Origin of the sequence: Streptomyces sp. CA-278952, assembly GCF_028747205.1 — a bacterium.
Lineage (GTDB): Bacteria > Actinomycetota > Actinomycetes > Streptomycetales > Streptomycetaceae > Streptomyces.
Genome location: NZ_CP112880.1, coordinates 7,853,842 through 7,880,123 on the forward strand (window position 1 = coordinate 7,853,842; position 26,282 = coordinate 7,880,123).

A 26,282-nucleotide genomic window follows, 5' to 3' on the forward strand; every position below is an offset into this window, starting at 1 on the left:
GGTGCTGAGACTTCGATGTCCGAACCGAACGGTTCTCGCCTGGAGCTTTCCCCCACTCGGCTGGCCGCCGTACGCCGGCGGCTCGGCGACCACAGCGACCGGACCATCGTCGAAGCGTGCTCCGTCGCCCTCGCGTACTGGGCGACCGGCATCGCCCCGGACGGCATGGAGCTGACACCCGCCACGCCCTTTCCCGACGTCCTCGGACGGATCCACAACGGAAGCGGTGGCCACAACAGAACCGGTGGTCCCGGCGGAGCCGGTGGTCCCGACGGCCGGCCGGCCGACGCCGAGTGCCTCGCCGTCGCCGTCCCGGCCGGGACCGACCCGGCCGACGCCCAGCAGGCCCTCGACGACTTGGCCGACTTCCCCGACCGGCCTCTCGGCACCATAGGCCCGTCCGGTCCCCGTGCCCGGGCCGAGGAACTGGCCCGGTGGAACGACACCCGGGCGGACCGGGCCCGCCCGACCGTCATGGAGCTGTTCCGCGAACAGGCGCGCCTGAGGCCCGACGCCGTCGCGATCGTCGACGAGCACCGGTCGCTGACCTACCGCGAAGCGGCACGGCTGTCCGCACAGTTGGCGCACCACCTGATCGAACGGGGCCTCGGCGCGGAACAGGTCGTCGGAATCTCGCTCGGCCGCTCCGCAGAGATGGTCGTCGGCCTCCTCGCTGTGCTCCAGGCCCACGGCGCGTTCGTCCCCCTGGACCCCCAGTGGCCCGCCACCCGCAGGAACGCCGTCGTCGAGGACGCCACGGTCGTGCTGCAGCTCAACTCCACGGGCAAGGCAGACGCGGGGGAACCGGACGCCGTCCCCGTCGACCTCGGTGACTGGAAGTACGGGGCCCACCCCGGGGACGCACCCGACGTGAGCGTCCCCGGCGCCTCCCTGGCCTATGTGATCTTCACGTCCGGCTCCACCGGACGGCCCAAGGGCGCCATGATCCGACACGAGGCGATCAGCGAACGCCTGTTGTGGCAGTCCGCCGAGATCCTCCGCTTCGGCCATGACGACGCGTCGCTCTTCAAGGCCCCGCTCTCCTTCGACATCTCCGTCAACGAGATCTTCCTGCCGCTGGTCACCGGCGGCCGTCTCGTGATCCTGCGGCCCGGCGGCGAACGCGACCCGCACCACCTGCTCGCCGTCATCGCCGAGCAACGCGTCACCTTCACCTACCTGGTCTCGTCCATGCTGGACGTCCTCCTGGAGATCGCGGGCGACTCCGGCCGCCTCGACAGCCTGCGGCACGTCTGGTGCGGCGGCGAGGTCCTCACCCCGGAGCTGTACGAGCGGTTCCGCGACCGCCTGGACATCCCCCTCTACCACGGCTACGGCCCCGCCGAGACGACCATCGGCGTCTCCCACGTCATCTACCGGGGAGCCGCGGAACGGCTGTCGACCTCCATCGGCAGGGCCAACCCCAACACCCAGCTCTACGTGCTCGACGACGAGCTGCGGCCCGTGCCGGTCGGCGTCGGCGGCGAGCTGTACGTAGGCGGATTCCTCCTGGGCCGCGGATACGTGGGCGCGCCGGGCCTCACCGCCTCCCGCTTCGTGGCCAACCCCTTCGCCTCGGACGGTTCCCGGCTGTACCGGACGGGCGACCTGGCGCGGTACGCCCCCGACGGTTCGCTGGACTTCCTGGGCCGCGCGGACAACCAGGTCAAGATCCGCGGCATGCGGCTGGAGATCGAGGACGTCGAGGCCTCCCTCGCCGAGCACCCCGGTGTACGGCACACCTGTGTCGTCGCGAGGAAGAACACGGTGGGCGGCACCTACCTGATCGGATACGTCATCCCGTCCGGCGGCCACCAGGACCTGAGCGCGGACGAGGTCAAGGCGTGGGCCACGGCCAACATGGTCGAGTACGCGGTCCCCGCCCACCTCGTCGTACTGACGGAGTTCCCGCTCACCGCGAACGGCAAGATCGACCGGAAGGCGCTGCCGGAACCCGCCGTGGGCGCCGCAGTCCCCGTGGCGCCCGCCACCGAGAACGAGCGCCTGGTCTGCGAAGCCGTCGCGCGGGTGCTGCGGCTGGACGACGTCGGCGCGGACGACGACTTCTTCCAGCTCGGCGGAGACAGCATCCTGGCGATCTCCCTCCTCAGCGCCCTGCGCGAGGCCGGTCTCCACGTGAGCGCCCGGCAGATCTTCACCCACACGGTCGTCGGGGCGCTGGCGGCGGTGGCGAGCGCCGAGTCCGTCGCCGCCGTCGACCACGCTGACGTCGCGACCGGCACCGTCGTCGGTTCGCCCATCGTGCAGTGGCTGGGCGAGACCACGGACGCGATCGACGGCTTCGTGCAGTCGGTCGTCCTCAACACCCCGGCGGAGCTGACCGCCGACGCCCTCGACGCCATGCTCGCCGCCGTGCTCACCCGGCACGACATGCTCCGCGCCAAGCTCGTACGCGGCGAGCGCTGGGGCTTCGACATCCCGCCGGCCGGGAAGACCGCACCCTGCTGGGAGGAGAGCGACGCCCCGCCGGCGGAGTGCGTCGCCCTCGCCACCGACGCGCTCGACCCGGACAACGGCGTCATGCTCCGCGCCGTCTGGCGCCGCGAGGCACGCCAACTCGTGCTGGTCGCCCACCACGTGGTGATCGACGGCGTGTCCTGGCGCATCCTGATGGACGACCTGGCCACGGCCTGGCGTCAGCACTCCACCGGCGCCCCCGTCGATCTGCCCCCGGTCGGCACCTCCTTCCGGCGCTGGACCCAGCTGCTGGGCCGCGCGTCGTTCGACACCGACCGCGGGCACTACGCCACGCGACTGCCCGCCCCCGACGCACCCATCGGCAGGCGTGCGCTCACCGCGGCCGACACCGTGGCACGGGAGCGGACCCGCACCGTCTCCGTCGGGCCCGACACCACGGCCGCACTGCTGGGCGAGATCCCCGCGAAGTTCCACGCCGGCGTCAACGACGTCCTGCTGACCGCCCTCGCCGTCGCCCTCGCCCGCCTGCGCCACGACCGGGGGCAGGACCAGACGTTCGCCCACATCGAGCTGGAAGGGCACGGGCGCGAGGGGCGCTTCGTGGCGGCCACGGCCGGGTTCGACCCGGAACTGTCGCGCACCGTCGGCTGGTTCACCACCCTGTTCCCGGTTGTCGTGGATCCCGGGACGGCACCCGATCCCACCGCGCCCGCCTACCTCGCCGCCGCCCTCAAGGCGGTCAAGGAGGACCTCGCCCGCGTACCGAGCAACGGAATCTCCTACGGCGCCCTGCGCCACCTGGCCGGTGACGGACCGGCCGGCCCGGCGCCGCAGATCCTCTTCAACTACCTGGGCCGCTTCGACGCCGGCACCTCCGGTGACTGGCAACTCGGCGTCACGACAGGCCAGTTGGGTGAGAAGCGCGACCCGTCGATGCGGCTGCCGCGCGCCCTGGAGTTCAACGCGATCGCCGAACCCGACGCGAGCGGCGCGTACGAACTGGTCACCACCATCTCCTGGCCCGAGGGCGTCTTCACCGAGGACGACATCACCGCCCTCGGCGACCACTTCCGCTCCGCCCTCACCTCACTCGCCGCGCTCGACGACGGCGGCCACACGCCCAGCGACTTCCCGCTGGTGCCGCTGACCCAGGCCGACGTCGACGCACTGGACGGCCCGGCGCTCCACGACATCCTGCCGCTGACCCCGTTGCAGGAGGGCTTCTACTTCCACACCGTCTACGACGACGACGCCACCGGCGCCTACGTCGAGCAGCAGGTGCTGACCCTGGACGGCGACGTGGACGCCGACCGCCTCGCCGAGGCCGCCACCCGGCTGCTCACCCTCTATCCCAACCTGGCCGCCCGTTTCACGGCCCTCGCCGACGGCAGGGTCGTCTCCGTCGTCGAGCGTGGCAGGACCGCGCCCTTCGTCACCCTGGACCGCCCCGCCCTCACCGACGAGGAGATCCGCGACCTGGCCGAGCAGGACCGCAGGGCCGGGTTCGACCTCGCCGCCGGGCCGCTGATGCGGTACACGCTCGTCCGCGCCGGCGCCCGGCGCCCCGTCCTGGTGCAGACCGTGCACCACATCATCGCCGACGGCTGGTCGGTGCCGCCGATGCTCCGCACCCTGCTGGCCGAGTACCACGCGCCCGGATCGGTGTACCCGATCGGCGGCTACCGCGACTACGTCGACTGGCTCTCCGGACGCGACCACGGCGAGAGCGACCGGGTGTGGCGCGAGGAGCTCGCCGGACTGCCGGGTCCCTCCCTCGTCGCCGAGGGGCACACCCCCTCCCAGCGGTTCGCCGACGTCTCGGCCGAACCCGCCGACGACATCGACGCGGCCGCACGCTCGGCCGGAGTGCCCCTGAGCGTGGCGGTGCACAGTGCCTGGGCGGCGACCCTCGGACCCATCCTGCACAGCAGGGACGTCGTCTTCGGCTCCACCGTCTCCGGACGGGACGCCGAGCTCCCCGGCATCCGGGACATGGTCGGCCTCTTCATCAACACCATTCCCGTGCGGGCCCGTTGGACAGCGAACGACACGGCGTACGACCTGCTCGACGCCGTGAAGCGACACCAGGGCGCCGTCCTGGCACACCAGCACGTCTCCCTCGCCCGGATCGGCCGGCTGCACGGCACGGGCTCGCTCTTCGACACCCTGGTCGTCTTCGACATCGCGACCGACGTGACCGCCCTGCGCCGACCGGACGACACCCTCACCATCGCCGCCATCCTCAACGAGGGCGCACCGCACTACCCGTTGACGCTCGTCGTGGAACGCGCACAGGACGGCCGCTCGCGCTTCAACCTGATCTACGACGGCGACCTCCTGCGTCCCGAAGGCGCCGGGGCGATCCTCGACACGTTCACCCGGAACCTCACCGGACTGCTCGGCCGCCCGGACGACCCCGTCGACCTGCTGGTCGCCCCTCCCGACAGCACCCCGGCACGCGAGGCGCCGACGACCCTGGTCGAGCTGTTCGACGCCGCCGCGCTCGGAGACCCGGCGGCCACCGCCGTCACCCAGTGCGCGCTGGACGGCACCACCCGCTCCCTCACCTACGGCGAACTCGCTCACGCCAAACAGGAGTTGGCTGCCGCAACGCGCGCGGCCGGGGTCGGGCCGGGGCAGCGGGTCGCCGTCGCCGTCCCGCGATCGCTGGAACAGGTCGTCGCCCTCGTCGCCGTCGTCACCGCCGGAGGCGCCTACGTACCGCTGGACCTGGCCTATCCGGACGAGCGGCTGGAGTACATCCTCGCCGACGCCGCCCCGCAGGTCGTCCTCGTGGACCGGGAGCAGCAGGACCGCTTCACCGGGTTGCTGGACCGGGCGGGCGTGCGGGCCCGGGTGCTCGTCCTGGGCGACGAACACCCCCTGGACACCGACCTCCCGGCCGTCGCGCCCCGGGACTCCGCCTACGTCATCTACACCTCCGGCTCGACCGGGCGGCCCAAGGGAGTCGTCGTCCCGCACTCCGCGGTGACGACGCTCCTCGCCAACACGCGCAACGACGTGGACTTTGGACCGGACGACGTCGGGGTCCAGTTCCACTCCTTCTCCTTCGACTTCGCCGTCTGGGAGCTGTGGGGCACTCTCGTGCACGGCGGCGAACTGCTGGTCCCGGAGTACGCACTGACCCGCTCGCCGGTCGACTTCCACCGGCTGGTCCGGGAACGCGGCGTGACCGTACTCAACCAGACCCCCTCCGCCTTCCACCGGTTCATCGAGGCGGACCTGCACGCGGAGGAGCCGGTCACGGCGCTGCGCCGCGTCATCTTCGGCGGTGAGGCGCTCGACCTCGGACGGCTGCGCGGATGGGTGGGGCGGCACGGTACGGGCTCCCCCGAACTGGTCAACATGTACGGCATCACCGAGACCACCGTCCACGTCACCCACCGGGTGCTGACCGACGAGGACTTCGCCCGGGGCGCCGACGCCGGCCCCATCGGCGCGCCGATCCCCGGACTGACCACCCATCTCCTCGACGACCGGCTGCGACCGGTGCCGCCGGGCCGGGTCGGCGCCATCTACGTCGCGGGCGACCAGCTGTCCCTCGGCTATCTGGGGCGCCCCGGGCTCACCGCCGCGCGGTTCGTGGCGAACCCGTTCGCCACCGACGGCTCCCGCATGTACCACACGGGCGACCTGGCCCGCCGGACGCTCGACGGCGAGCTGGAGTTCGCCGGACGCGCCGACGACCAGGTGCAGGTGAAGGGATTCCGGATCGAGCCGGGCGAAGTGGAGAGCGCGATCCGGGAACTCGACGGCGTCCTCGACGCGGCCGTCACCGTGGCGGACGGCGGCGACCACCTGGTCGCCCATGTCGTCGGCGAGCCGCCCGCGGACCTCACCGGCCTGCTCGCCGCCAAACTGCCCGCGCACCTGGTGCCGGGCCGGGTGCTGCCGGTGGACTCCCTGCCGCTGACCGTCAACGGCAAACTGGACCGCAAGGCGCTGACGAAACGGGCCGCACAGCACACCGACCCGCCGCAGGAGATCCCGCAGCCCCCCGGCGACTCCGCGCTCACCACCCTGACCCGCATCTTCGCCGAAACGCTCCCCGGTGCCACCGTGGAGGCCGACACCGACTTCTTCGGCGCCGGGGGCGACAGCATCGTCGCCATCACCGTGATCAACCGGGCCCGGGCGCTCGGCCTGTCGATCGCACCCCGGGACGTCTTCCTCTTCAGGACGCCTCGCGCCCTCGCCGGCCACCTGGCCGAGCGCACCCCGCAGGCCGTGCCGACGCCGACGTCCCGCCGCACGGACGGACCGCTTCCGCTCACACCGATCATCCTGCGCCGACGGGAGCTGGCCGGGTCGCTCCGCGGCTTCGCCCAGGCCCGGTCGGTGACCGTCCCCGAAGGCACCCGCCTCGACGACATCCGGCGCGCGGGGAACGCCCTCGTCGCCGCACACCCGGCCCTGCGCCTGCGCCTGCGCGTCGAGCACGGGGTGTGGGCCCTGCGCACCGAACCCGCCCGCGAGGTCCGCGTCGACACCCCGGACGCTGCCGACGCCACCACAGCGGCGAACGAGGCCGCCGGCCGGCTCGACCCGGAGACCGGGGACGTCGTCGCGTTCTCCTGGCTGGCGGCGCACCGCACCCTGGTCGTCACCGTCCACCACTTCGCCGTGGACACGGTGTCCTGGCTGATCCTCCTCGACGACCTGGCCACCGCCCTGACCGGGGCGGCCCTGCCGGAGCCGACCACCTCCTACGCCGCCTACGCCGAAGCGCTCGCCGTGCGGACCGCCGAGCAGACCGACGACCCCGGCCACTGGATCACCACCCTCCGGGCCCCGGCCCTGCTGCGCACCGTCCAGGGCCACCGCGACAGGACGGCCGTCCTCCCGCCCGGAGCGAGCGACCGGGTGACCCGCGGTGCACCCGGCGCACTCGGGCTCGGACTCACCGAACTGCTGGGCGGAGCCCTGCGCACCGCGCTGACCCGGATCCAGACCGCGCCCACCGACCTCGCCGTCGAGCTGGAGCGACACGGCCGGGTCCCGGCCGCCGAGCACCACGACTACTCCCGTACGGTCGGCTGGTTCACCTCCATCGCCCCCCTACGCCTCACCGCCCACACCGACCCCGTCGCCTCGGCGCGCGAGATCGCCGAACGCCAGCCGGACGAGGACGGGCACGTCGCCTACGGCCGCCTCAGGTACCTCAATCCGCAGACGGCCCCCCTGCTCACCGCGCAACCGCAGGTCCTGTTCAACTACCTCGGCCGGGGCGCCGAGTCGGACGCCCTGCCGATCACCACGGGCGACCGGAACAGCCCGTACGCCGTCGAGGTCAACGCCTGGACCGATGAGGCCACCGGCTGCCTCCACGCGGCCTTCACCCTCGCCGAGGGCATACCCGACGCGATCACCGGGCACTGGCTCGCCGCCCTGGAAGAGATCGGAAACGCCTCCGAGACGGCCGAGCGCACCGCACCGGTCACCCCGCTCCAGCGGGGCCTGTTCTTCCAGGCCCAGCTGGCGGGCGCGGCGGGGCACTACGTCGCACAGAGCTACTTCACCTTCGACCGGCGTCTGGACGCCGACGCGCTGGCCGAGGCGCTGGCGTACGTGATCGCGCGCCACCCCGTCGTCGGCGCCGGTTTCACCACGGACGACGACGGCAATCCGGTCCAGGTCCTCAAGACCGGCCGGCGGGTCCCCGTCCGCACCCTCGCCCTGACGACGGAGGCCGAGGTCGAGGCCCTGCGCACCCGGGACCGCGAGCAGGGCTTCGACCCGGGCGAGCCGCCGCTCGTCCGGCTGACCGTCGTCACGATGCCCGACGGCCGCGACGGCCTGCTGCTCAGCTACCACCTGCTGCTCTGGGACGGCTGGTCCCGCGAGATCCTGCTGCGCGACCTGTTCGACGCGTACGAGGCCGTCGTGGCGGGCCGGCCGTGGGACACGACGCCGGCCGTGCCGGGCTTCGAGGAGTACGCCCGGACGCTCGCCGCGAAGGACCCGGCCGCCTCCGAGCGCTTCTGGGCCGAACACCTCGCGGCACTGCCGGGACCGACGCTGCTCGCCGGACCGGCCCCGGACCTCATCGAGGAGCTGCCGCGACCGCTCGTGCACGCCCTCTCCGCCGAGCTGTCGGAGCTGCTGCGCGAAACGGCGCGGGCCCGGGGCGTCACACTGAACTCGGTGCTGACCGGCGCCTTCGGCCTCTTCCTCGGAGCCCGTACGGGCCGCGGCGACGCGGTCTTCGGCGTGACCGTCTCGGGCCGCGAGGGCGAGGGACACGGCGACATCGTCGGCGTCCTGCTCAACACCGTCCCTCTGTGGACCCGGGCCCGGCCCGACGAGACGGTCGACGCGTACCTCTCGTCCGTGCAGGCGGCGCGCGTGGCGGCGATGGACCACGAGCACCTGGGGCTCGGCGAGATCCAGCGGGCCGGCGGGCACGACACCCTGTTCGACAACCTGTTCGTGCTCCAGAACTTCCTGGACCCGGACGCCTTCGCGGAGATGAACGCCCGCCACGGCATCACCTCCGTCCGGGCCGACGACTCCACGCACTACCCGTACACCTGGGTCGTCACACCCGGCGACCGGCTCACGGTCAAGCTGGAGCACCGCCACGGAGACCCCGACAGCGCCCGCCGTCTCCTGGCGGACTACCTGCGCGTCCTGGAGGACGTCGCGCGGGCCACCGGACCGATGGGCGCGCTGCGCGGCCTGGGCCCGGACCCCGAACCCGCCGGGCGCACCGAGGTCGGCACGGACACCGTCGTCGACCGCTTCGACCTGGCGGCCGAGCGCGATCCGGGGCGCATCGCGCTCGTCGCCGACGGCGCCACGATGACCTTCGCCGAACTCCAGGAGCGCAGCCGGGCCGTGGCGGGCGTCCTCGCCCTGCGCGGCATCGGACCCGAGACGACCGTGGGACTGGCGATCCCGCGCTCCCTCGACTGGATCGCGGCACTCTTCGCGGTGCTGCGCGTCGGGGCCGCGTACGTGCCGCTGGAGCTTGACCACCCGGACGAGCGGATCGCGGCCATCGTCGCGGACGCCCGCCCCGAGGTGATCCTCACCGTGAGCGCCGTGTCGCCCCGGCTGAACGGCGAACTGATCGAACTGGACCGCCCGTTGCCGGAGGCCGAGCCGTACACGACGTTCGCGCCGGACGACCCGGACCGTCTGCGCCACCCCGCGTACACGATCTACACCTCCGGCTCGACCGGGAAGCCCAAGGGCGTCGTGACCGAATATGCGGGGCTCACCAACATGCTGATCAACCATCAGCGCCGGATCTTCGAGCCCGTCCTCGCCGAACACGATCATCGGGTCTTCCGGATCGCGCACACCGTCTCCTTCGCTTTCGACATGTCGTGGGAGGAGCTGCTGTGGCTCGCCGACGGCCATGAAGTCCACATCTGCGACGAGGAGTTGCGTCGTGACGCCCCCCGGCTGGTCGCGTACTGCGTCGAGCACGGCATCGACGTCGTCAACGTGACGCCCACCTACGCCCAGCAGTTGATCGCCGAGGGGCTGCTGGAGGACCCCGAGAGGCGGCCCGCACTGGTGCTGCTGGGCGGCGAGGCCGTCTCCCCGACGTTGTGGCAACGGCTCGCGGAGACCGAGGGCACGGTCGGCTACAACCTGTACGGGCCCACCGAGTACACCATCAACACCCTCGGCGTCGGCACCTTCGAATGCCAGGAGCCGGTGGTCGGCGTGGCCATCGACAACACCGACGTGTACGTCCTCGACCCATGGCTGCGTCCGCTGCCCGCCGGAGTGCCCGGCGAGCTCTACGTGGCGGGCATCGGCATCGCCCGCGGCTACCTGGGTCAGAGCGCCCAGACCGCCCACCGCTTCGTCGCCTGCCCCTTCGGCCGCCCCGGGGAGCGCATGTACCGCACCGGGGACCTGGTGATCCGCCGGCCCGACGGGAACATCTCCTACCTGGGCCGCACCGACCAGCAGGTCAAGATCCGCGGCCACCGGGTCGAACTGGGCGAGGTCGAGGCCGTGTTCGCGGCCCACCCGGAGGTCCGCTTCGTCGCGGCCCTCGCCCAGCCCGACCCGCAGGTGGACGGCGCCCACCGACTGGCCGCCTATCTGGTCCTCGCCGGCTCCGCGGACCTGGCGCAGGTCGCCGACGAGGCGGGTGCCGGACTGCCGGACTTCCTGCGCCCCACGCACTTCGCCCAAGTCGACAGCATCCCGCTGACGGTGAACGGGAAGGCCGACACCAAGGCGCTGCCCGAGGCCAGGCCGCTGGGCGCGCTGACCACGGCGGGGGAGCGCGGCCCGGAGACCGGGACGGAGAGCACCGTCTGCGAGTTCTTCGCCGAGGCGCTCGACCTCGACGACGACGAGGTCAGCGCGGTCAGCGACTTCGTCTCCCTCGGCGGGCACTCCATGCTGGCGGTGCGGCTGATCGGGCTCCTCCGCCGCGAGTACGGTCCTGTCATCACCATGCGCGACCTGTTCGCCCTGCGAACCCCGGAAGCGATCGCCCGCCACCTCGATGAGAACTCTTGAACCTGATGAAATCTCCTGACACCGAGCACCCCCGCCCGGGCAGCGCCATCCTCCGGACGGCGCTGCGCCGCAACATCGGCGCCATGGTCGCGGGCACCGTCCTCATGGGCCTGTACCAGGCCGCCGAAACCGCGTTCCCCATCGCTCTCGGACTGATCGTCGAGCACACGATGCAGGACCGCAGCCTCGGCTCGCTCGGCGTCTCGATCGGCTCACTGGCCGTGATCATCACGACGGTGTCCCTGTCGTGGCGGTTCGGCATGCGCGTCCTGCAGAAGGCCAACACCACCGAGGCACACCGCTGGCGAGTACGGGTGGCCGCCTGCGGACTCCAGCCGGTGGCCAGGGACGTGGACCTCAAATCCGGCGAGATCCTGACCATCGCCACCGAGGACGCCGACCAGACCGCCGACATCATCGAGGTGGTGCCCCTGCTGATCAGCTCCCTGGTCGCCGTCGCGGTCGCGGCGGTCGCCCTGGGCCTGGCGGACCTCCGGCTGGGGCTGCTGGTGATCGCGGGGACCGTCACGATCCTGTCGGTCCTCGCCGTGATGTCCAAGCGGATCGGAGCCAGTACGCAGGAACAGCAGGCCCGGGTGGCCCGGGCGGGCGCCAAGGTCGCCGACCTCATCATCGGGCTGCGCCCGCTCCACGGCTTCGGCGGCAACCACGCCGCCTTCGGCTCCTACCGCAGGGTCAGCGCGGACGCGAAGCGCCAGGCGATCACCGTCGCCCGGGTGAACGGCGTCTACGCCGGCACCGCGCTCGCCCTCAACGCGCTCCTCGCCGCGGCCGTCTCGCTGACGGCGGGCTGGCTGGCCTTCGAGGGCCGGATCACCATCGGAGAACTCGTCATGGCCGTGGGCCTCGCGCAGTTCATCATGGAACCGCTGAAGTTGTTCTCCGAGATGCCCAAGTACGTGATGATCGCCCGTGCCTCGGCCGAGCGCATGGCTCTGGTGCTGACCGCGCCACCCGTGACGACACCGGGCCCCGAGCGCCCGGAGCCCGGCGGGGACCTGGAGGTCGACGGCCTGCACCATGGAACCCTCCGGGGAGTCGCCTTCACCGTCTCGGCAGGAGAGTTCGTGGCGATCGCGGCATACCAGCCGCGCGCGGCGGCCGACCTGGCCGCCGTCCTCGCGGTGAACGTCGCCCCCCACGCGTACGGGGGAGTGGTGCGGGTCGGCGGCCGGAAGATCGCGGACCTGTCGATCGAGGCGGTCCGCGAGCACCTGCTGGTGAATCCCTACGACGGCGAGATCTTCGCCGGCACGCTCCGGACGAACATCGACCCGTCGGGCAGCGGCCGGACGATCGAGGCGGCCGTCGAAGCCTCCATGCTCACCGACGTCGTCGCCCTCCACCGCGAGGGGCTCGACTACGCGATCCGCGACCGGGGCGCGAACCTCTCGGGAGGTCAGCGGCAACGGCTCGCCCTGGCCCGCGCGTTGGCCGCCGACACCGACGTGCTGGTCCTGCACGATCCGACGACGGCCGTCGACGCGGTGACGGAACAGCTCATCGCGCGCAACGTCGCGAAGCTGCGCAGGGGCCGGACCACGCTCGTGCTCACCAGCAGTCCGGCGCTCCTGGACGCCGCCGACCGGGTGCTCGTCCTGGACGAGGGCGTCATCACCGCCGAGGACACCCACCGCAATCTCCTCGCCGGCGACGCGGCCTACTGCCGGGCCGTGGCCAGGTGAACCACGGGGCGGTTCCCGGGGTGCGCCCGCGCACGCTCCGGGAACCTGTCAGCCGAGAGCCCAGGCGACGTCCCTGAGCAGGGCGTGCCGCCAGCCCGCCCGGTCGTGCCCGGACGCCGAACGCGATACCCGGACCGTGGCGCCGGCCCGCTCGGTCAGCTTCTCGGTCAGCTCGCAGTGCGGCAGCATCGGGCGCTCGTGCTCGCCCACGTCGAACGCGCACCGCAGCCCCGACAGGTCGGCACCCCGGCGTAGCCGCTCGGCGACGGCTCCGCCGAGGGCCCCGCCCAGCGGATCCGGCAACGCCTCAATGCCGGGGGCCCACCAGAAGGACCCCGACTGGCAGGCGACCCGCGAGACCAGGTCCGGCAACTCCAGAGCCGCGTACAGGGCGCTCAGACCGCCCAGGCTCTGCCCGGCGACCACGAGCCGGTCCAGGCGGGCCGGCGCGCCGGACTCGGCTACCAGCGGCAGCAGTTCGTCCCGGACCGCCTCCCACAGCTCGGGGCGGCAGGCGAACTCGGCTTCGCGGTCCTTGGCCGGCAGAAACACGAGCGTCACCGGAGGCATGTCACCCGCGGCGACGGCCGCGTCGAACGCGGTCACGGCCGGGTGCAGATACAGCCAGTCGTCCCCGTCGAGCAGCAGCACCACCGGACCGCCTCCGCCCGCCGGGTGGACGCGCACGGTCCGCCGTCCGCCGAGCCGGTCGCTGCTCCAGCGGATCCGGGTGCGGGGGAGGGGGAGTACGTCGTCCGCGCCGAGAGCGGGCCAGTGCGGCTGGGCAGGGGCGTCCGGAGTCGCGGCGACCGAACGGTCCACCCCGGCGCCGACCGGGTTGAGCGGGTCGGCGTGGGCCGCCTCCCCGGCGATGACGCGGTAGGTCACCCGTAGCCGCGCGGGCATCCGCACTTCGGCGTACCAGCAATCCGTACCGCCCCAGCGGCGCAACGGGAGAGGCGGTGACCAGCTCTCGAAGTCGAGCACGGGCCCGTCGCCGTGCACCGCCTCGGAACCACGCCACAGGAAGAGGGTCCGCCATCCCCCGTCGGCGGGGATCGACGCGGGCGTACGAGCCGCTGCCCAGAACGCGTCGCTGCCCGGGCGGCCCGGGAGACCGAAGGCGGCGAACGGATTCTCGTCGGTCACCGGACGCATGTGCGTCTCCTTGTGAGAGCGGAAGAGGCAAGGCTGGGCTCCCCCTGGATAAGGTGAGCCTAACCCAGCGTCCCCGAAGGGGCGTTGGCGATCCGGTCCCCGAAGGCCGACGGTCAGCCGGAGGCGGCCGCGCGCACCATCCGGAGCTGCCCGATCTCCGCGACGTTCTTCATCAGCTCGGCGTTCACCCACGCGGCCATGTGCGCCATGGTGTAGTCCGGCCCCTGTTCCCAGGGAGACGGGGCGGCAGCGTCGAGAGCCGCGTCGTCAAGTCCGTCCAGCACCCCCAGCCAGGCCTCCCGGAGCTCACGCAGCCAGCCGATCGCCCCCTCGGCGTCGCCCGGCCACGCGACGTCCTCGCGGTCCCGGGGCTCGCGGCCCAGGGACCGCTCGATCGTCGTGCTCCACCACCAGCCGATGTGCCAGCTGAGCCAGCCGATCGTCGGCACCGGAACGGGGTCCGGCTCCGTCTCCGCCCAGTCCGGCATCCACCGGCCGTCGGCCCGCAGGTGCACTGTCCAGCACAACGACGTCGGCTCCCAGAGGAAGTCCTCGGTGTCGAGCCGCTCCAGGTGGTACTCGAACAGCGACCAGGTCAGATCGAACTGGCGGCGCAGAAGGTCACATCGCGAAGCGTTCACCGGGCGACCCTGACACACCCGTACGCCCCCGGCAACGCGCTTTTCCCGCAGTCCGGGCCTGGACGGCGGGCCCTGGTTCCAGGGCGTGTACGGAGTTGTGGCTGGGCGTTTCAGGTGGCCGGTCGGCGATTATGAGCATCATCGCGGTTGGCGGGTGCGGCTCGACGAACGTGCGTTCCGCGTCCGGTAGTTGCACCTGTGGCGTATGCAACGATCTACCTGGACGCCCCGTACGGCATAGGCCCTGTTCTCGTATAGCTACCGCCAGGTGGAGTGTAGCGCTGAGTAACTATCCGGGACTGCGGTCGTGCTGCCGGAGGGCGGCGAAGTCGGGGTGTGCTGCGGTGACGGCATCTGGATACGCCTTCTGCTTCTCGTGCTCGGCAAGAGCTCGGTAGATGCTGGAGAGGCTGGGGCTTTGCCCCTTACGGCGGCCGGGGGGATGATCAGGTCGGGCTGGATCTGCTCGACCGTCTCGCCGCCCGCGCGGCGACGCAAAACGGTGTGCAGCATGTCGTCGGTGATTACCGGGGGCCGGCCGCCGTGCTTCCCCTTGCGGCCGCGGTGTCGAGCCCTTCCAGCGTGGCGCTTCCGCCGACCGCTCTCGATCTTGCTCCGGGAAAGGGTCGTTTGTGGGAGATGCTGACCGAGCCCCCTTCGTGTACTCGACCTCGGCCATGATGATCGTGTCAGATTCCTCAGCCCTCTCTACTTGTCGCCCCGTCAGGGCGTTCCGGATTGCGATCGTCATCGATGCCGACAGAGAACTCAGCAGCGAACATCTCTGTGCCCAGCATTGCGAGGGCCTTGGTTGTGATGCGTTCGACATCGCCGCGCTCGGCCTCCGGGAGCGCGGCGCCCGAGGACTCCCGGGCCCGGGCAGCTGTGCCCAGGAGGCGGGCGGCCTGCACGGGTTGGTCCGCGAGGGCGTATGCCCCGGCGAGGCCCTCGTGGGCGAGAGCCAGAGCCCGGGGGTCGCCGCTGTCACGGGCGACGGAGAGGCCCTGGTGGTGCAGGGACAGGGCCGCAGATGCGTCACCGCGTTGTTCGGCGAGGAAGCCGAGTTCGGCGAGGAGGAGTGCGGGGCCGGGGCCGAAGTCGACTTCGCGGTGCCATGCGAGGGTTTTGCGGAGGTACTTCTCGGCGCGGTCGAAGTCGCCCTCGCGTCGGGCTGTGAGGGCGAGGCCGATTTCGGCGTGGATCTCGCCCGCTGCGTAGCCGTGTTCGGCAGCCAAGGCCATCGCCTTGCGGTGGAGCTCGGTGGCCCGAGGGAAGTCACCGGTCAGGAGGGCGACCCTGCCCAGCCCGGTGAGCCGGTCGGCGGCATCCGGCCAGAAGCCCAGATCCTCGGCCAGGCGGAGACCCTCCTGGTGCAGGCGTGCGGCGCGCGTGTAGTCGCCGGTGATCGCGGCCAGTGCTGCCAGTGGATAGGTGGTCTGCAACTGTCCCCAGCGATCGCCGAGTTCCGCGAAGAGCGCGTGGCTGCCCTCGGCACTGCGGCGCAGTGCGGCAAGGTCGCCGCGCAGCAGGGCCTGGGTGGCCCGGGTGCTCTGTGCTGCGGCGATGCCCCAGCGGTCGTCTGCTGTGCGGAAGTCGGTCAGGGCGTGGTCCACCAGAGTCTCGCTGCGGGCCAGATCGTCACCCGCGTTGAGTGCGGCGTAGCCGAGAAACCATGCCGCACGTGCGCCACCGGCCTCGCCGTCGGCTGTTCCGTCGGGCGGATGGACCGCATTGTTCTGTTCCTCCCCGGTCAGCAGGGTGAATCCGGCGCACCAGACAGCAGCTTGGGAACGGAGGGTCGGGTGCGTGTCGCCGCTGATGTGCAGGGCTTCCCGCAGTGATCGCCGGGCCTCGCTCAGCCGGCCGCGCAGGAACCAGTACCAGGTCGAGGCGAGTGCCATGCGTAGGGCCCCGGTGGCCTCCTTCCGCTGCACGGCGCGTTCCAGGGCCGTGCGCAGGTTGGCGCTTTCGTGGTCGAGGCGCGACAGCCAGCTCTGTTGCTCAGGGCCGCAGAGCCTGGCTGCAGCCTGCTCGGCGAGCTCGGTGTAGTAGGTCTGGTGGTGCAGTTCGAGGGCCCTGGACTCGCCTGCTTCCGTCAGGCGTTCATGGGCGTAGGCCGCGATCGATTCCGGCAGCCGGTAGCGAAGGCCGTCGGTCACGGTGACGAGTGAGCGATCCACCAGGCGGATCAGGGGGCCGAGGACGTCCTGGTCATCGCCGGCGCACACCGCCTCGGCCGCTTCGAGAGTGCAGCCATCGGCGAAGACGGCCAGCCGGCGCAGGAGAATCCGCTCGTCGTCGCTGAGCAGCTCCCAGCTCCAGTCGATCACCGCTCGGAGGGTGCGTTGGCGCGGTGGCACGCCTCGTCGGCCGCCGGCGAGGAGACGGAACCTGTCGTCGAGGCGGGAGCACAGTTCGTGCACTCCCAACGCATGGACGCGGGTGGCGGCCAGTTCCAGGGCCAGGGGTATGCGGTCGAGGCGGCGGCAGATCGTCGCGATGGCCTCCGCGTTCTCCTCGGTGACGGCGAATCCGGGTGCATGGGCTGCGGCCCGCGCGGCGAACAGCTCTGCGGCGTCGGCCTGCGGCAGGGGTGGCACAGTCCACACCATCTCTGCGGCCAGGCCGAGAGGTTCCCTGCTGGTGGCCAGGACGCCAAGCCCGGGTGCGGCGGCCAGGACCCGGCGTACGACGTCGGCCGCCGAGTCAATCACGTGCTCGCAGTTGTCGAGGAGCAGGAGGATGCGCCTGGAACGCAGTGCATCCTCCAGCCCTACCGTCCCCTCTTCCCGTACGCCCAGGGCGGCGCTGAGCTGCTCGGCCACCTCGGTGGATCCGGCGAGCCCGACCATCCGTACGCCGTCGGGGTAGGCGCCGGCGGCAAGGCCGGCCGCTTCCTCCGCCAGGCGGGTCTTGCCCACCCCGCCGGGGCCGGTGAGTGTCACCAGTCGGTGGGCGGCGAGAAGTTCACCCAGTGCGGACAGCGCCTCCTTCCTGCCGACGAGTTCGGTGAGCGGAGCCGGCAGGTCGCCGTACCTCCTCTTCGGGGAGGCCGGGGGCGGCTGAAGGGCCACATCGTGTTCGAGGATCGACTGGTGCACGGCGGCCAGTTCCGGCCCGGGGTCCACGCCCAGTTCGTCGGCCAGCTGCTTGCGCAGTTCGTCGTACACGGACAGCGCTTCGGACTGCCGCCCAGCCCGGTACAGCGCACGCAATTGGACGGCGCGCAGCCGCTCCCGCAACGGATGACGGGCCGAAAGCTCCCCCAGCTCGCCGATCAGTGCGTGGTGTTGACCCAGTTCAAGACGGGTCTCGGCGAGCGCCTCCTGGGCGGTGAGGCGCTGCTCGTCAAGGCGTCCGGCCGCAGCGCGCAGGAACTTCAGGTCGCCCAGGCCGGCGAAGGCTTCCCCCATCCACAACTCCAGCGCTTCGGTCAGCAGATCCGCCCTGGTGCGCGGGTCCTCGGTGCCGTACGCCGTCGCGGTCAGGTCGGTGAACCGGTGGGAGTCCACATCTCCGGGGCCGGTACGCAGCAGATATCCCGCGGGCCTCGACTCCACCAGTGTCTCGGCCCCGGGTTCGGCCCGCGCCAGGGCGCGGCGCAGCCGCGAGATTTTCGTCTGCAGCGCACCGGCAGGATTTCCGGGCAGCCGCTCGCCCCACAGATCGTCCACGAGCCGGTCGGCCGAGACCGGCTGTCCCGCGTGGACGAGCAGAGCGGCCAGCAAGGCGCGCACCTTCGCCTCAGGCACGTCGACCGCCTGGCCGTCAGTTGTCCGGGCAGCGAGCGGGCCGAGCACCGAGAAGTACATGGCTGCACGGTATCCGGCCGGCTGACAGCCGCCGTCCGGGGACCGACAGCGCACCGACAGAGCCCCGCCAGCACCGGTCGGCACAGTGAGGACACACCGAACGAACCGTCCGGTGCCCCCAGCCGAAGAAGCAAGGAACCAGGAGACACTTCATGTCGGAGAACGAGAACCACGAGCAGTCCACGGTGTCCGTGATCGGCCTGGGACAGATGGGGACCCGGCTCGCCCAGGCATTCCTCACCGCCGGCTACGCCACGACCGTATGGAACCGCTCCGCCGCGAAGGCCGACGCACTCGTCGCCCAGGGCGCCGTCCATGCGACGACCGTGGATGAGGCGGTCGCCGCGAGTCCCCTGGTCGTGGTCAGTCTGCCGGACTACACCACCGTGAGCGATCTGCTCGGGCCAGTGGCGCCGCGACTGCGCGGCCGGGTCCTGGTGAACCTGACCTCCGGCACTCCGGAGGACGCCGCAGGGATGGCCGACTGGGCGGCCGGGCACGGCGCCGGCTACCTCGACGGCGCTGCCATGAGCGGCACCCGCCTTGTCGGGCGGCCCGAGGCGCTGTTCGTCTTCAGCGGTTCCCCACAGGCTTTCGCTACCCACCGGACGGTGTTGGCGAGCCTGGGCAACTCCGTCCACCTCGGTGCCGATCCGGCGCTGGCCCCGGTGTACGACACGGCGCTCTTCGGTCTGGCCTGGGGTGCGCTTGCGGGCTTCTACCACGCCGTCGCCCTGGCGGGCGTGGCGGGCGTCGACCCGGCCGCCTTCGCGGCGGTGGCGACGGGGCACATGCCGTTCGTCACCTCGCTGATGTCCGACCACGCCCGCCAGATCGAGAACGGGGACTTCCCGGACGACGACGGCACGGTGGAGGTGCACGCGGCAGCGATGGAGCACCTCTTGGACACCAGCCGGGCCGCGGGCCTCGGCACCGACGTTCCGGAGCTGATCGGGAGCCTGCTGGAACGGGCGGCGGCCACCGGACACGGCTCCAGCGGCATCGCCAGCGTCATCGAGACGATCACGAAGGGCGAGCGGAATGCCTGAACCGACCAAGCCCCACGTCACGGTCCTGGGCCTCGGCCGCATGGGCGCTCCGATCGCCTCCGCATTCCTCGACGCCGGCTACCCGACCACCGTATGGAACCGCACCGCCGCCAAGGCCGATGCGCTCGTCGCACGAGGCGCGATCCGCGCGACCACTACGGCCGAGGCGGTCGCGGCCGGCTCACTGGTGATCGCCCCGCTCCTCGACCACGCCGCGGTCCGACAGGCCCTCGGTCCCGCCGCCTCCACCTTGCGGGGCCGCACCCTGGTCAACCTCGCCAACAGCACCCCCGACCACGCCCGTGACCTGGCCGCCTGGACCGCCGGGCACGGCGCCGACTACCTCGACGGCGCCATGATGGCCCTCCCTGAGACGGTCGCCACTCCGGAGGGCTTCTTCCTCTACAGCGGTTCCCGGCGTGCCTACACCACGTACCGGCGCGAGCTGGAGGTGATGGCGCCGGCCCACTACTTCGGCATCGACCCCGGTTCTGCGGAGATCCACGACTTGGCCCTGCTGGGTACGGGGTACGCGGCCCTCACCGGGTTTCTGCACGCCGCAGCACTGCTCGAACAGGCCGGTACCACCCCTGAGGTGTTCGCCCCGCTGGCGGCCCGATGGCTGTACGGGATGGCCGAGTTCCTGCCCGAACTGGCGCGCGAGGCAGGTAAATCGGCGTATGCAGGCGGGGTCTCCACGGTCGACCTCAACCGTGCCGGGGTCGACAGCCTCATCCAGTTCAGCAGAGCCAGGGGCATTGCCACCGACGTCCATGAGCCGTTGAAGGCCCTGCTCGACAGACGGGCGGCCGACGGCCACGGGCAGGACAGCTTCTCCAGCGTGTTCGAGCTGCTGAAAGCACGAGGTACTGCGGCGCAATGAACGCAGAGCGCGGGACGACTGAGCTTGGTCTTTATCTTCCGGGTCGGCCGATGGCCTTGAGGGTTTCTGGACGATTGACGGGCTTGCCCACGTCGTAGCGGGGTGCCGGGCGTCGGTTCTTGGCGGACCCGGGCCGGGGTGAGCCGTGCAGGTTCGGCCGGTTTCTCCCAGGGTCGGCGGAGGTCGGCCGCCGGCGGGCGGGCAAGCCTGAGCTGAGTGTGCGCGACGACCAGGAGCCAGGTCCACCGATCCGCCGCCTCGGGAGTACGGAGTTTCGGGGTGGTCCAGGTGGACCCGGTCCCACGCCTGGGCTTCGGCCTTGCCGTAGTTGGTGGTGGCGGTGGCCGTGCTCACGGAGGGTTCGGGCCACGTCTCGGGCTTGGTGAAGCGGAACTCCGGCCCGTGCGTTGGCGGGCGGCCGCCCTTGGGGTCGTAGCGGGGCGGCTTCGGCAGGCGCATCACCCGGTCGCCGCGGATCCGGCCGACCAACTCGACGGGAAGATCCCGCAGCACACCCAGGCCAGGCGGTGACGTCGTAGCCGGCGTCCATGACGATCGTGATGTCCGGGGCCCCGGGCTGCCACCGGCCGGCCGCGACGAGCCGTTCCACCACGGCCCTCAGCCGGGCGGCAGTGACCGCGGTCGCGTCGTCGGCGGGCCCGAGCCGGACCACGTCCAAGATCCCGGTCCACGACGTGGCGCCGGGCTCCAGGACGGCGACGAACGAGTAGAGCCAGCCCGGGATGAGCTGCGACGCGGACTTCGCCCACCCTTGGACCCGTAGACATGACAGAACAATCGATCCGCCGAGCACGGCGCGTCCGAACGCAGCCACGGGCTGACGTCGACCGCCAGGACCAGGCGCCCCCCTCGAAACGTGACAGCGGCAACCCGGCCAGCACCGTCCGCAGACGGTCGACGTCAATCCCGCCGCGGTTGAGAGCGCCGTACAACGCGCTGTGACCACCGCGGTGTTCAGGCAGCCTGGTCAGGCCCACCCGAGAGATGACCGGCCCGTCGGCGCCAGCATCGCGTCGCAGGAGTCGAACAGTTCTTCACGCAGGGCGGCCAGACATGCGTAGAAGTTGCCCCGGAAGCGTCACGCCTCCGCGAACGCTTCCCGCCGGACATCGTGACGCAGCAGACTCAGCTCTGGCGGCCTTGGACGGCGTCTTGCGACGTGGTGAAACTCGCACTCTGGTCAGCACGAAGGATCACGCCAAGGCCGTCCCCGTATCCGCCGGACCCCCGCCTGGGTGAACAAAGTCGGGACGCCGTTCGAAGCCAGAAGATCAAGAACAAGCTCAGCCTTGAAGGAACTCAATGAGCTTCGGCGCGAGTTTCTTGGGCGCCATGACCACCGCTCCGTGATTGAGGCCCTGGAGCGTGTGATGGTCGGCGTCGGGCAGCACCTCCGTGACCGCTCGCGCGGCGCTCTGGAAGCCGTCTGGGCTCTTGGAGCCGGTCATGACGAGGGTCGGTGCAGTCGCGGGCGACCACACCTCGGCGGTGAGGGGTTTGCCCTGCTGGGTGTCGCCCATGACCGCGATGTCGTAGGGCAGGGTGTGGGCCATTGCCTTGAGGTTCGACCACACTCCGGGCATCAGCCGCATCGATCCGACCATAAACGCGGGCATACCCTGGGCCTTGGTCATGAAGGTCTTGACCGCCTCGCTGCGCCGGTCCTCGGCGATCAGACCGTCGATGTGCCGTGCGAAGTCCTTCGGCGGTCCGAAGTCGCTGGGGGCGACGGCGAAGGGCGGCTCGTAGAGCGCGAGCCGGTTGATGTTCAGGCCGGCCGCGGCGGCGCGCAGGGCGAGTACCGCACCGGACGAACTGCCGAACACCGAGGCAAAACCGCCTGCATGCTCGATCAGCGCCGCGATGTCGTCGATCTCGCGCCGCACTGTGTAGTCGGCGCTGTTGCCGCTGGCGCCCCGGCCGCGGCGGTCGTAGTTGACGACAGTGAAGTGCGGGGCGAGGAGGCCGGCGAGCTTCTTGGTGTCGGAGCGGTCGGCCAGCGCCGAGGACACCAGGATTACCGTAGGCCCGCTGCCGGACTGCTCAAACGCGATGGGGGTTCCGTCGCTCGAGAAAACCGTCGACTTCACCGTGGCCGCCGACTCGCGAGTTGCTGACATGCTTTTCTCTCCGCTTCACGTGGAGGTGCCGTCCTCCTGATGCAGATGTGACAGCGGCTCGGCGGAAAACTCATCGGTCCCGCAGCTTCGCATTCTGAACCTCGTGCGCCGAGCGGCCGTGGCCCCCGTCATCGTGGCCATCCGCCCGTACCCGTCGCATCTTCTCGTTTGACCGCCTTGCCCACGTCGTAACAGGGGGCGCCCTGCTGCGGCAGAACTGGTCCCCGAAGTCCTTGACCGCCTTGCCCACCAGCCGCCGGACCCGCCCCGGGGCCGGCGGCTCGATGTGGTCGTTACGGCACCGGGCCACCACAGCCTCCGCCAGCCGATCCCGCGACAGCTCCAGCGGACACAGTTCAGCGGCCAGCCACTCGCCCAGCCGCTCCTGGTCCTCCTCGGTGTTCGCCCTAAACCCGTACGCCTCCCGGATCTCCTTGCGGTGCCGCTTGATCCGGTCACCCTGCCAGTCGTAGTCCGCCCACGCCCCGGCGGGAACTTTCACCTGCTGGGCCACGTAGTTCACCGCCGCCGCGGGCATCTCCTTGGCGGACTCCGGGAATCGGGCCTCCACCTCGAAAAACTTGAGTGACAACGCGAAGCCCAACCGAGTCGCCCCCGATTTGTTCCGTACCTTCTTCCTGTCGTCTTCGAGCAGCGTCCAGACCTCGATCAGGTCTTCCGGCTCCCAGTCCTGCCGCATCCATCCACCCCTCGCTGTCACTCGTTCAGCTCAACGAGGCGGTCAGCGCGGGGAAACGAGGGCTATGGCGGTTACTCAGCGCTACACGCCACCTGGCGGTAGCTATACGAGAACAGGGCCGCATAGGCAAGTCCCGCAGATTGATCACGACGCGATACGCGCCCTAGTACGCGGCGAGCCGTTCCATCAGGGCGGCGCAGCGCGCGAGCGTCTCCTGCTCGTCCTCGTCGAGTTCGAGGTCGATGGCCCGCGCGAGCCAGTCGGCGCGGCGGTCGCGCTCCGCGTCCAGCGCCGCCCGCCCCACGTCGGAGAGGTCGACGAGGGACTTGCGGCCGTCCGTCGGGTGCGCCCGGCGGACGACGAGACCCTGGTCCATGAGGAGTCCGACGGCGCGGGCCATCGACTGGGGGCGCACGCGCTGGTCCGCCGCGAGGTCGCTGGTGGTCATGGCCCCGTCCCGGTCGAGGACGCCCAGAACGGCGACCTGACCGTGCGGGATCCGGTCCTCCTGCTTCACGCGCCGCGCGAGTCTGCCCATGGCGACGCGCAGATCGGCGGCGACGGTGGCGGGTTCCGGGGTCGGCATAGGGCACTTTAACCCGTGATCGGCAGTGGGTCCTCGCGGGTGGCCTGCGGAGCGGAGCCGGTCAGTACAGGGGAACAGCAAGACCCAACAGCCAACCTGAACAGCACATCTGAACAGCCTTGCTGTAGAGTTCTGTCGTCGCGGCTCGCGCCGGCGTTGTCGCAAGAGTGCCGCGGCGTGTGACTTCGGAAGGACCTCGCATGGCCCCCAAGGCAGTTGAGCCCACCGTCATCCAGTCCGTCACCGCCCGCCGGATCATCGACAGCCGGGGCAACCCCACCGTCGAGGCCGACGTCCGCCTCGCCGACGGGTCCCTCGGCCGCGCCGCGGTCCCGTCCGGCGCGTCCACCGGCGCGCGGGAGGCCCTGGAACTGCGCGACGGCGACCCCGGGCAGTGGCACGGCAAGGGCGTCGACCGTGCGGTCGCCCACGTCAACGAGGAGATCGCCGCCGCGGTCGTGGGCCGCGACGCGGACGACCAGGCCGGCCTGGACGCCGCGCTCGTCGCGCTCGACGGCACCCCCGACAAGTCCCGGCTCGGAGCGAACGCGATCCTCGGGGTCTCCCTCGCCGCCGCGAAGGCCGCCGCGGCGGCCCACCGCCAGCCGCTCTACCGCTACCTCGGCGGCGCCGACGCCCGTCTTCTCCCGCTGCCGATGATGAACATCATCAACGGCGGCGCGCACGCCGACAATCCGCTGGACTTCCAGGAGTTCATGATCGCGCCGGTGGGCGCGCAGACCTTCGCGGAAGCCGTCCGCATGGGCTCCGAGATCTTCCACACCCTGCGACGCGACCTGCTCGCCGCCGGGCACGCCACCGGCGTCGGCGACGAAGGCGGCTTCGCGCCCGCGCTGCGCACGGCGGAGGAGGCGCTCGACTTCGTGATGAGCGCCGTCGAGCGCGCCGGGTACCGTCCCGGTGCGGACATCGGTCTGATCATGGATCCGGCCTCGTCGGAGTTCTTCCGCGACGGCGCGTACGTGTACGCGGGCGAGGGTGTGCGCCGCACCCCCTCCGAGCAGGTCGACTACCTGGCCAAGCTGATCGACGCGTACCCGGTCGTCTCCATCGAGGACCCGATGGCCGAGGACGACATGGACGGCTGGCGCGAGCTGACCACCCGCGTCGGCGACCGCTGCCAGCTCACCGGCGACGACGTGTTCTGCACCGACGAGGCGCAGGTGCGCGAGGGAATCCGGACCGGCGTCGGCAACTCGGTCCTGGTGAAGGTCAACCAGATCGGCACCCTGACCGAAGCCCTCGCCACGGTCGCCACCGCCCGCCGTGCGGGCTGGAGCGCCGTGATGTCCCACCGCTCCGGCGAGACGGAGGACACCACGATCGCGGACCTGGCGGTCGCGACCGGCTGCGGCCAGATCAAGACCGGCTCGCTGTCCCGCTCCGACCGCACGGCCAAGTACAACCAACTCATCCGGATCGAAGAGGAGTTGGGGCAGTCGGCCCAGTACGCGGGCGGGACACTGCTGTCCCGCTCCCGGTAGCCGGGCGCGGAGACCCCGGGCCGTGGGGCCGACCCCGCCGACCCCGCCGCCCGGGGTGCCCCTGCGGGCGCTTCGCAGAGCCGCCGCTCAGGCGCCCCCGCGCGGCGCGTACAGGATCCACAGCGGCCCTTCGGCGAGATCGACGCGCTGTCCGTCGGGGGTGGTGTACACGGTGTCCGCGTCGGCCGCGCTCCGCGTCCACCGGGCTTCGTACGCCCGGCCGTCCCGCAGGACGACCGCGTCTCCCGAGCCCACGGTCTCGGTGAACGGGCTGCTGTTCCCGGACCGGTCGCGGAAGTCCGACGGCCGTACGGTCACGTCCTGGACGACGACCGTCCCGGCTCCGAGCCGGTCGTCCTCGGTGGTGCGGGCGGGGGAGCCGTCCAGGGAGACGAGCCACCGCTCGCGTTCGGCGGACCAGGTGAACGTCACGGACGCGGACGGATAGCGAACCGTACGGCTGTCCTCCCGCTCCCCGCCGCGGGGCGGCGCGCCGACCTCCAGCCCCAGCTCCCCGACGGCGTTCACCCCGGAGGCCTCGAACGGGATCCGCTGCGGCCGCAGATAGAGATTGTGCGGCGCGGGCCGGTCCGGACCCCGGAAGTACGCCCCGGGCGCCTCCGAGGGCGGCACGGGGTCCAGCGGCGCTCGGTCGATGACCGGCAGCAGCCTGCTCTGGGCCCCCGAGAAGGCCAGCGCCGGCCGGTCGAACTGCCGCAGCAGCTCGAGATCGGTCTCCCGCGCGCTGCGCACCGGGCCGATGACCGGCGGCAGGGCGGAGGAGTACACGGCGAGGATCCGGCTCAGGCCGGCCTCCACCTGCTCGACGTAGACGATGTCGGCCCGCTCCAGACCGGTGTGGGGGCGTGCGGGCCCCACATTGTCGATCTTCACGGCGAGTACGGCCCGGCCCGCCCCGGAGGGAGAGCTGCTGCGGGGCGAGGTGGAGGAACCGTCCCCGCCCGTGCACGCGGCCGTGACGGCCAGCAGGAGCGCGGTGAACAGCACTGCGGCCGAAGTCCTGATCTCGGCTGCGGACATGGCGACCGCCCTTCCGGGGCGTCGGCCGGCGGTGTCGGCGCAACGCCGTCGTGTCGCGGCCCCTCATCCATCATCACGCATCGGGCGTCGGCATGGTTGTACGACCGCCG

13 protein-coding genes and 2 pseudogenes are annotated in these 26,282 nt (G+C 71.6%); 6 read left to right on the plus strand and 9 right to left on the minus strand.

All coding sequences use genetic code 11. The features are described 5' to 3' along the window. The first annotated feature begins 15 nt into the window (after positions 1-15). Both N7925_RS34450 and N7925_RS34455 read left to right on the plus strand, forming a co-directional pair. Positions 16-10,950 carry a non-ribosomal peptide synthetase gene (locus tag N7925_RS34450; protein WP_274346215.1) on the plus strand — a complete coding sequence of 3,645 codons (10,935 nt, stop codon included), beginning with the start codon at positions 16-18 and terminating at the stop codon, positions 10,948-10,950. Positions 10,951-10,955: 5 nt separating this feature from the next. Beyond that, on the plus strand, positions 10,956-12,656 hold the full coding sequence (locus N7925_RS34455; protein ID WP_265603437.1) for an ABC transporter transmembrane domain-containing protein: 1,701 nt from the start codon (positions 10,956-10,958) through the stop codon (positions 12,654-12,656). A 48-nt stretch (positions 12,657-12,704) separates the two neighbouring features. Here the strand turns inward: N7925_RS34455 and N7925_RS34460 are convergent, their stop codons facing one another. The 3 genes from N7925_RS34460 to N7925_RS34470 all read right to left on the minus strand — a co-directional run bounded on the left by N7925_RS34460 (position 12,705) and on the right by N7925_RS34470 (position 18,267). Then, positions 12,705-13,814 (minus strand): alpha/beta hydrolase-fold protein, encoded by a 1,110-nt coding sequence (locus N7925_RS34460; protein ID WP_274346216.1) that lies wholly within the window; start codon positions 13,812-13,814, stop codon positions 12,705-12,707. Between the two features lie 113 nt (positions 13,815-13,927). Then, the gene (locus N7925_RS34465) at positions 13,928-14,455 is read right to left on the minus strand and encodes a DinB family protein (protein ID WP_265603439.1); all 528 of its coding nucleotides are present in this window, start codon (positions 14,453-14,455) and stop codon (positions 13,928-13,930) included. 698 nt (positions 14,456-15,153) lie between these two features. Beyond that, the gene (locus tag N7925_RS34470) at positions 15,154-18,267 is read right to left on the minus strand and encodes a BTAD domain-containing putative transcriptional regulator (RefSeq protein WP_274346217.1); all 3,114 of its coding nucleotides are present in this window, start codon (positions 18,265-18,267) and stop codon (positions 15,154-15,156) included. Between the two features lie 152 nt (positions 18,268-18,419). Between N7925_RS34470 and N7925_RS34475 the strand changes: the two genes are divergently transcribed. Next, positions 18,420-19,316, plus strand: coding sequence for an NAD(P)-dependent oxidoreductase (locus N7925_RS34475; RefSeq protein ID WP_274346218.1), 897 nt, complete (start codon positions 18,420-18,422; stop codon positions 19,314-19,316). Beyond that, positions 19,309-20,199 (plus strand): NAD(P)-dependent oxidoreductase, encoded by an 891-nt coding sequence (locus N7925_RS34480; protein ID WP_265603443.1) that lies wholly within the window; start codon positions 19,309-19,311, stop codon positions 20,197-20,199. Before N7925_RS34475 ends, N7925_RS34480 begins: the two co-directional genes overlap by 8 nt. A gap of 351 nt (positions 20,200-20,550) precedes the next feature. Here the strand turns inward: N7925_RS34480 and N7925_RS36280 are convergent. Continuing rightward, positions 20,551-20,658, minus strand: a pseudogene (locus tag N7925_RS36280) (hypothetical protein); the annotation flags it as partial. An 89-nt stretch (positions 20,659-20,747) separates the two neighbouring features. Between N7925_RS36280 and N7925_RS36285 the strand changes: the two are divergent. After that, a complete protein-coding gene (locus N7925_RS36285) occupies positions 20,748-20,930 on the plus strand; it encodes a hypothetical protein (RefSeq protein ID WP_274346219.1) in 183 nt (60 codons plus the stop codon). 1 nt (position 20,931) lies between these two features. Here N7925_RS36285 and N7925_RS36290 read toward each other — a convergent pair. The 4 genes and pseudogenes from N7925_RS36290 to N7925_RS34505 all read right to left on the minus strand — a co-directional run. Beyond that, positions 20,932-21,060, minus strand: a pseudogene (locus N7925_RS36290) (hypothetical protein); the annotation flags it as partial. Positions 21,061-21,503: 443 nt separating this feature from the next. Beyond that, positions 21,504-22,340, minus strand: a complete 837-nt coding sequence (locus N7925_RS34495; protein WP_274346220.1) for an alpha/beta fold hydrolase — start codon at positions 22,338-22,340, stop codon at positions 21,504-21,506. A gap of 70 nt (positions 22,341-22,410) precedes the next feature. Then, the gene (locus N7925_RS34500; protein ID WP_274346221.1) at positions 22,411-23,040 is read right to left on the minus strand and encodes a DUF4158 domain-containing protein; all 630 of its coding nucleotides are present in this window, start codon (positions 23,038-23,040) and stop codon (positions 22,411-22,413) included. 163 nt (positions 23,041-23,203) lie between these two features. Further along, on the minus strand, positions 23,204-23,626 hold the full coding sequence (locus N7925_RS34505) for a MarR family winged helix-turn-helix transcriptional regulator (RefSeq protein WP_274346222.1): 423 nt from the start codon (positions 23,624-23,626) through the stop codon (positions 23,204-23,206). A 200-nt stretch (positions 23,627-23,826) separates the two neighbouring features. Between N7925_RS34505 and eno the strand changes: the two genes are divergently transcribed. Then, positions 23,827-25,131, plus strand: coding sequence for a phosphopyruvate hydratase (gene eno / locus N7925_RS34510; protein WP_274346223.1), 1,305 nt, complete (start codon positions 23,827-23,829; stop codon positions 25,129-25,131). An 87-nt stretch (positions 25,132-25,218) separates the two neighbouring features. Here the strand turns inward: eno and N7925_RS34515 are convergent, their stop codons facing one another. Next, a complete protein-coding gene (locus N7925_RS34515; protein WP_274346224.1) occupies positions 25,219-26,172 on the minus strand; it encodes a DUF3048 domain-containing protein in 954 nt (317 codons plus the stop codon). Positions 26,173-26,282: the final 110 nt, after the last annotated feature.

Excerpts from the sequence above, each read along its gene's own strand:
- eno (WP_274346223.1), top strand. The coding sequence starts at position 23,827 with ATGGCCCCCAAGGCAGTTGAGCCCACCGTCATCCAGTCCGTCACCGCC.
- N7925_RS36285 (WP_274346219.1), top strand. The coding sequence starts at position 20,748 with ATGACGATCGTGATGTCCGGGGCCCCGGGCTGCCACCGGCCGGCCGCG.
- N7925_RS34455 (WP_265603437.1), top strand. The coding sequence starts at position 10,956 with ATGAAATCTCCTGACACCGAGCACCCCCGCCCGGGCAGCGCCATCCTC.
- N7925_RS34450 (WP_274346215.1), top strand. The coding sequence starts at position 16 with ATGTCCGAACCGAACGGTTCTCGCCTGGAGCTTTCCCCCACTCGGCTG.
- N7925_RS34480 (WP_265603443.1), top strand. The coding sequence starts at position 19,309 with ATGCCTGAACCGACCAAGCCCCACGTCACGGTCCTGGGCCTCGGCCGC.
- N7925_RS34500 (WP_274346221.1), bottom strand. The coding sequence starts at position 23,040 with ATGCGGCAGGACTGGGAGCCGGAAGACCTGATCGAGGTCTGGACGCTG.
- N7925_RS34495 (WP_274346220.1), bottom strand. The coding sequence starts at position 22,340 with ATGTCAGCAACTCGCGAGTCGGCGGCCACGGTGAAGTCGACGGTTTTC.
- N7925_RS34515 (WP_274346224.1), bottom strand. The coding sequence starts at position 26,172 with ATGTCCGCAGCCGAGATCAGGACTTCGGCCGCAGTGCTGTTCACCGCG.
- N7925_RS34470 (WP_274346217.1), bottom strand. The coding sequence starts at position 18,267 with ATGTACTTCTCGGTGCTCGGCCCGCTCGCTGCCCGGACAACTGACGGC.
- N7925_RS34505 (WP_274346222.1), bottom strand. The coding sequence starts at position 23,626 with ATGCCGACCCCGGAACCCGCCACCGTCGCCGCCGATCTGCGCGTCGCC.
- N7925_RS34475 (WP_274346218.1), top strand. The coding sequence starts at position 18,420 with ATGTCGGAGAACGAGAACCACGAGCAGTCCACGGTGTCCGTGATCGGC.
- N7925_RS34460 (WP_274346216.1), bottom strand. The coding sequence starts at position 13,814 with ATGCGTCCGGTGACCGACGAGAATCCGTTCGCCGCCTTCGGTCTCCCG.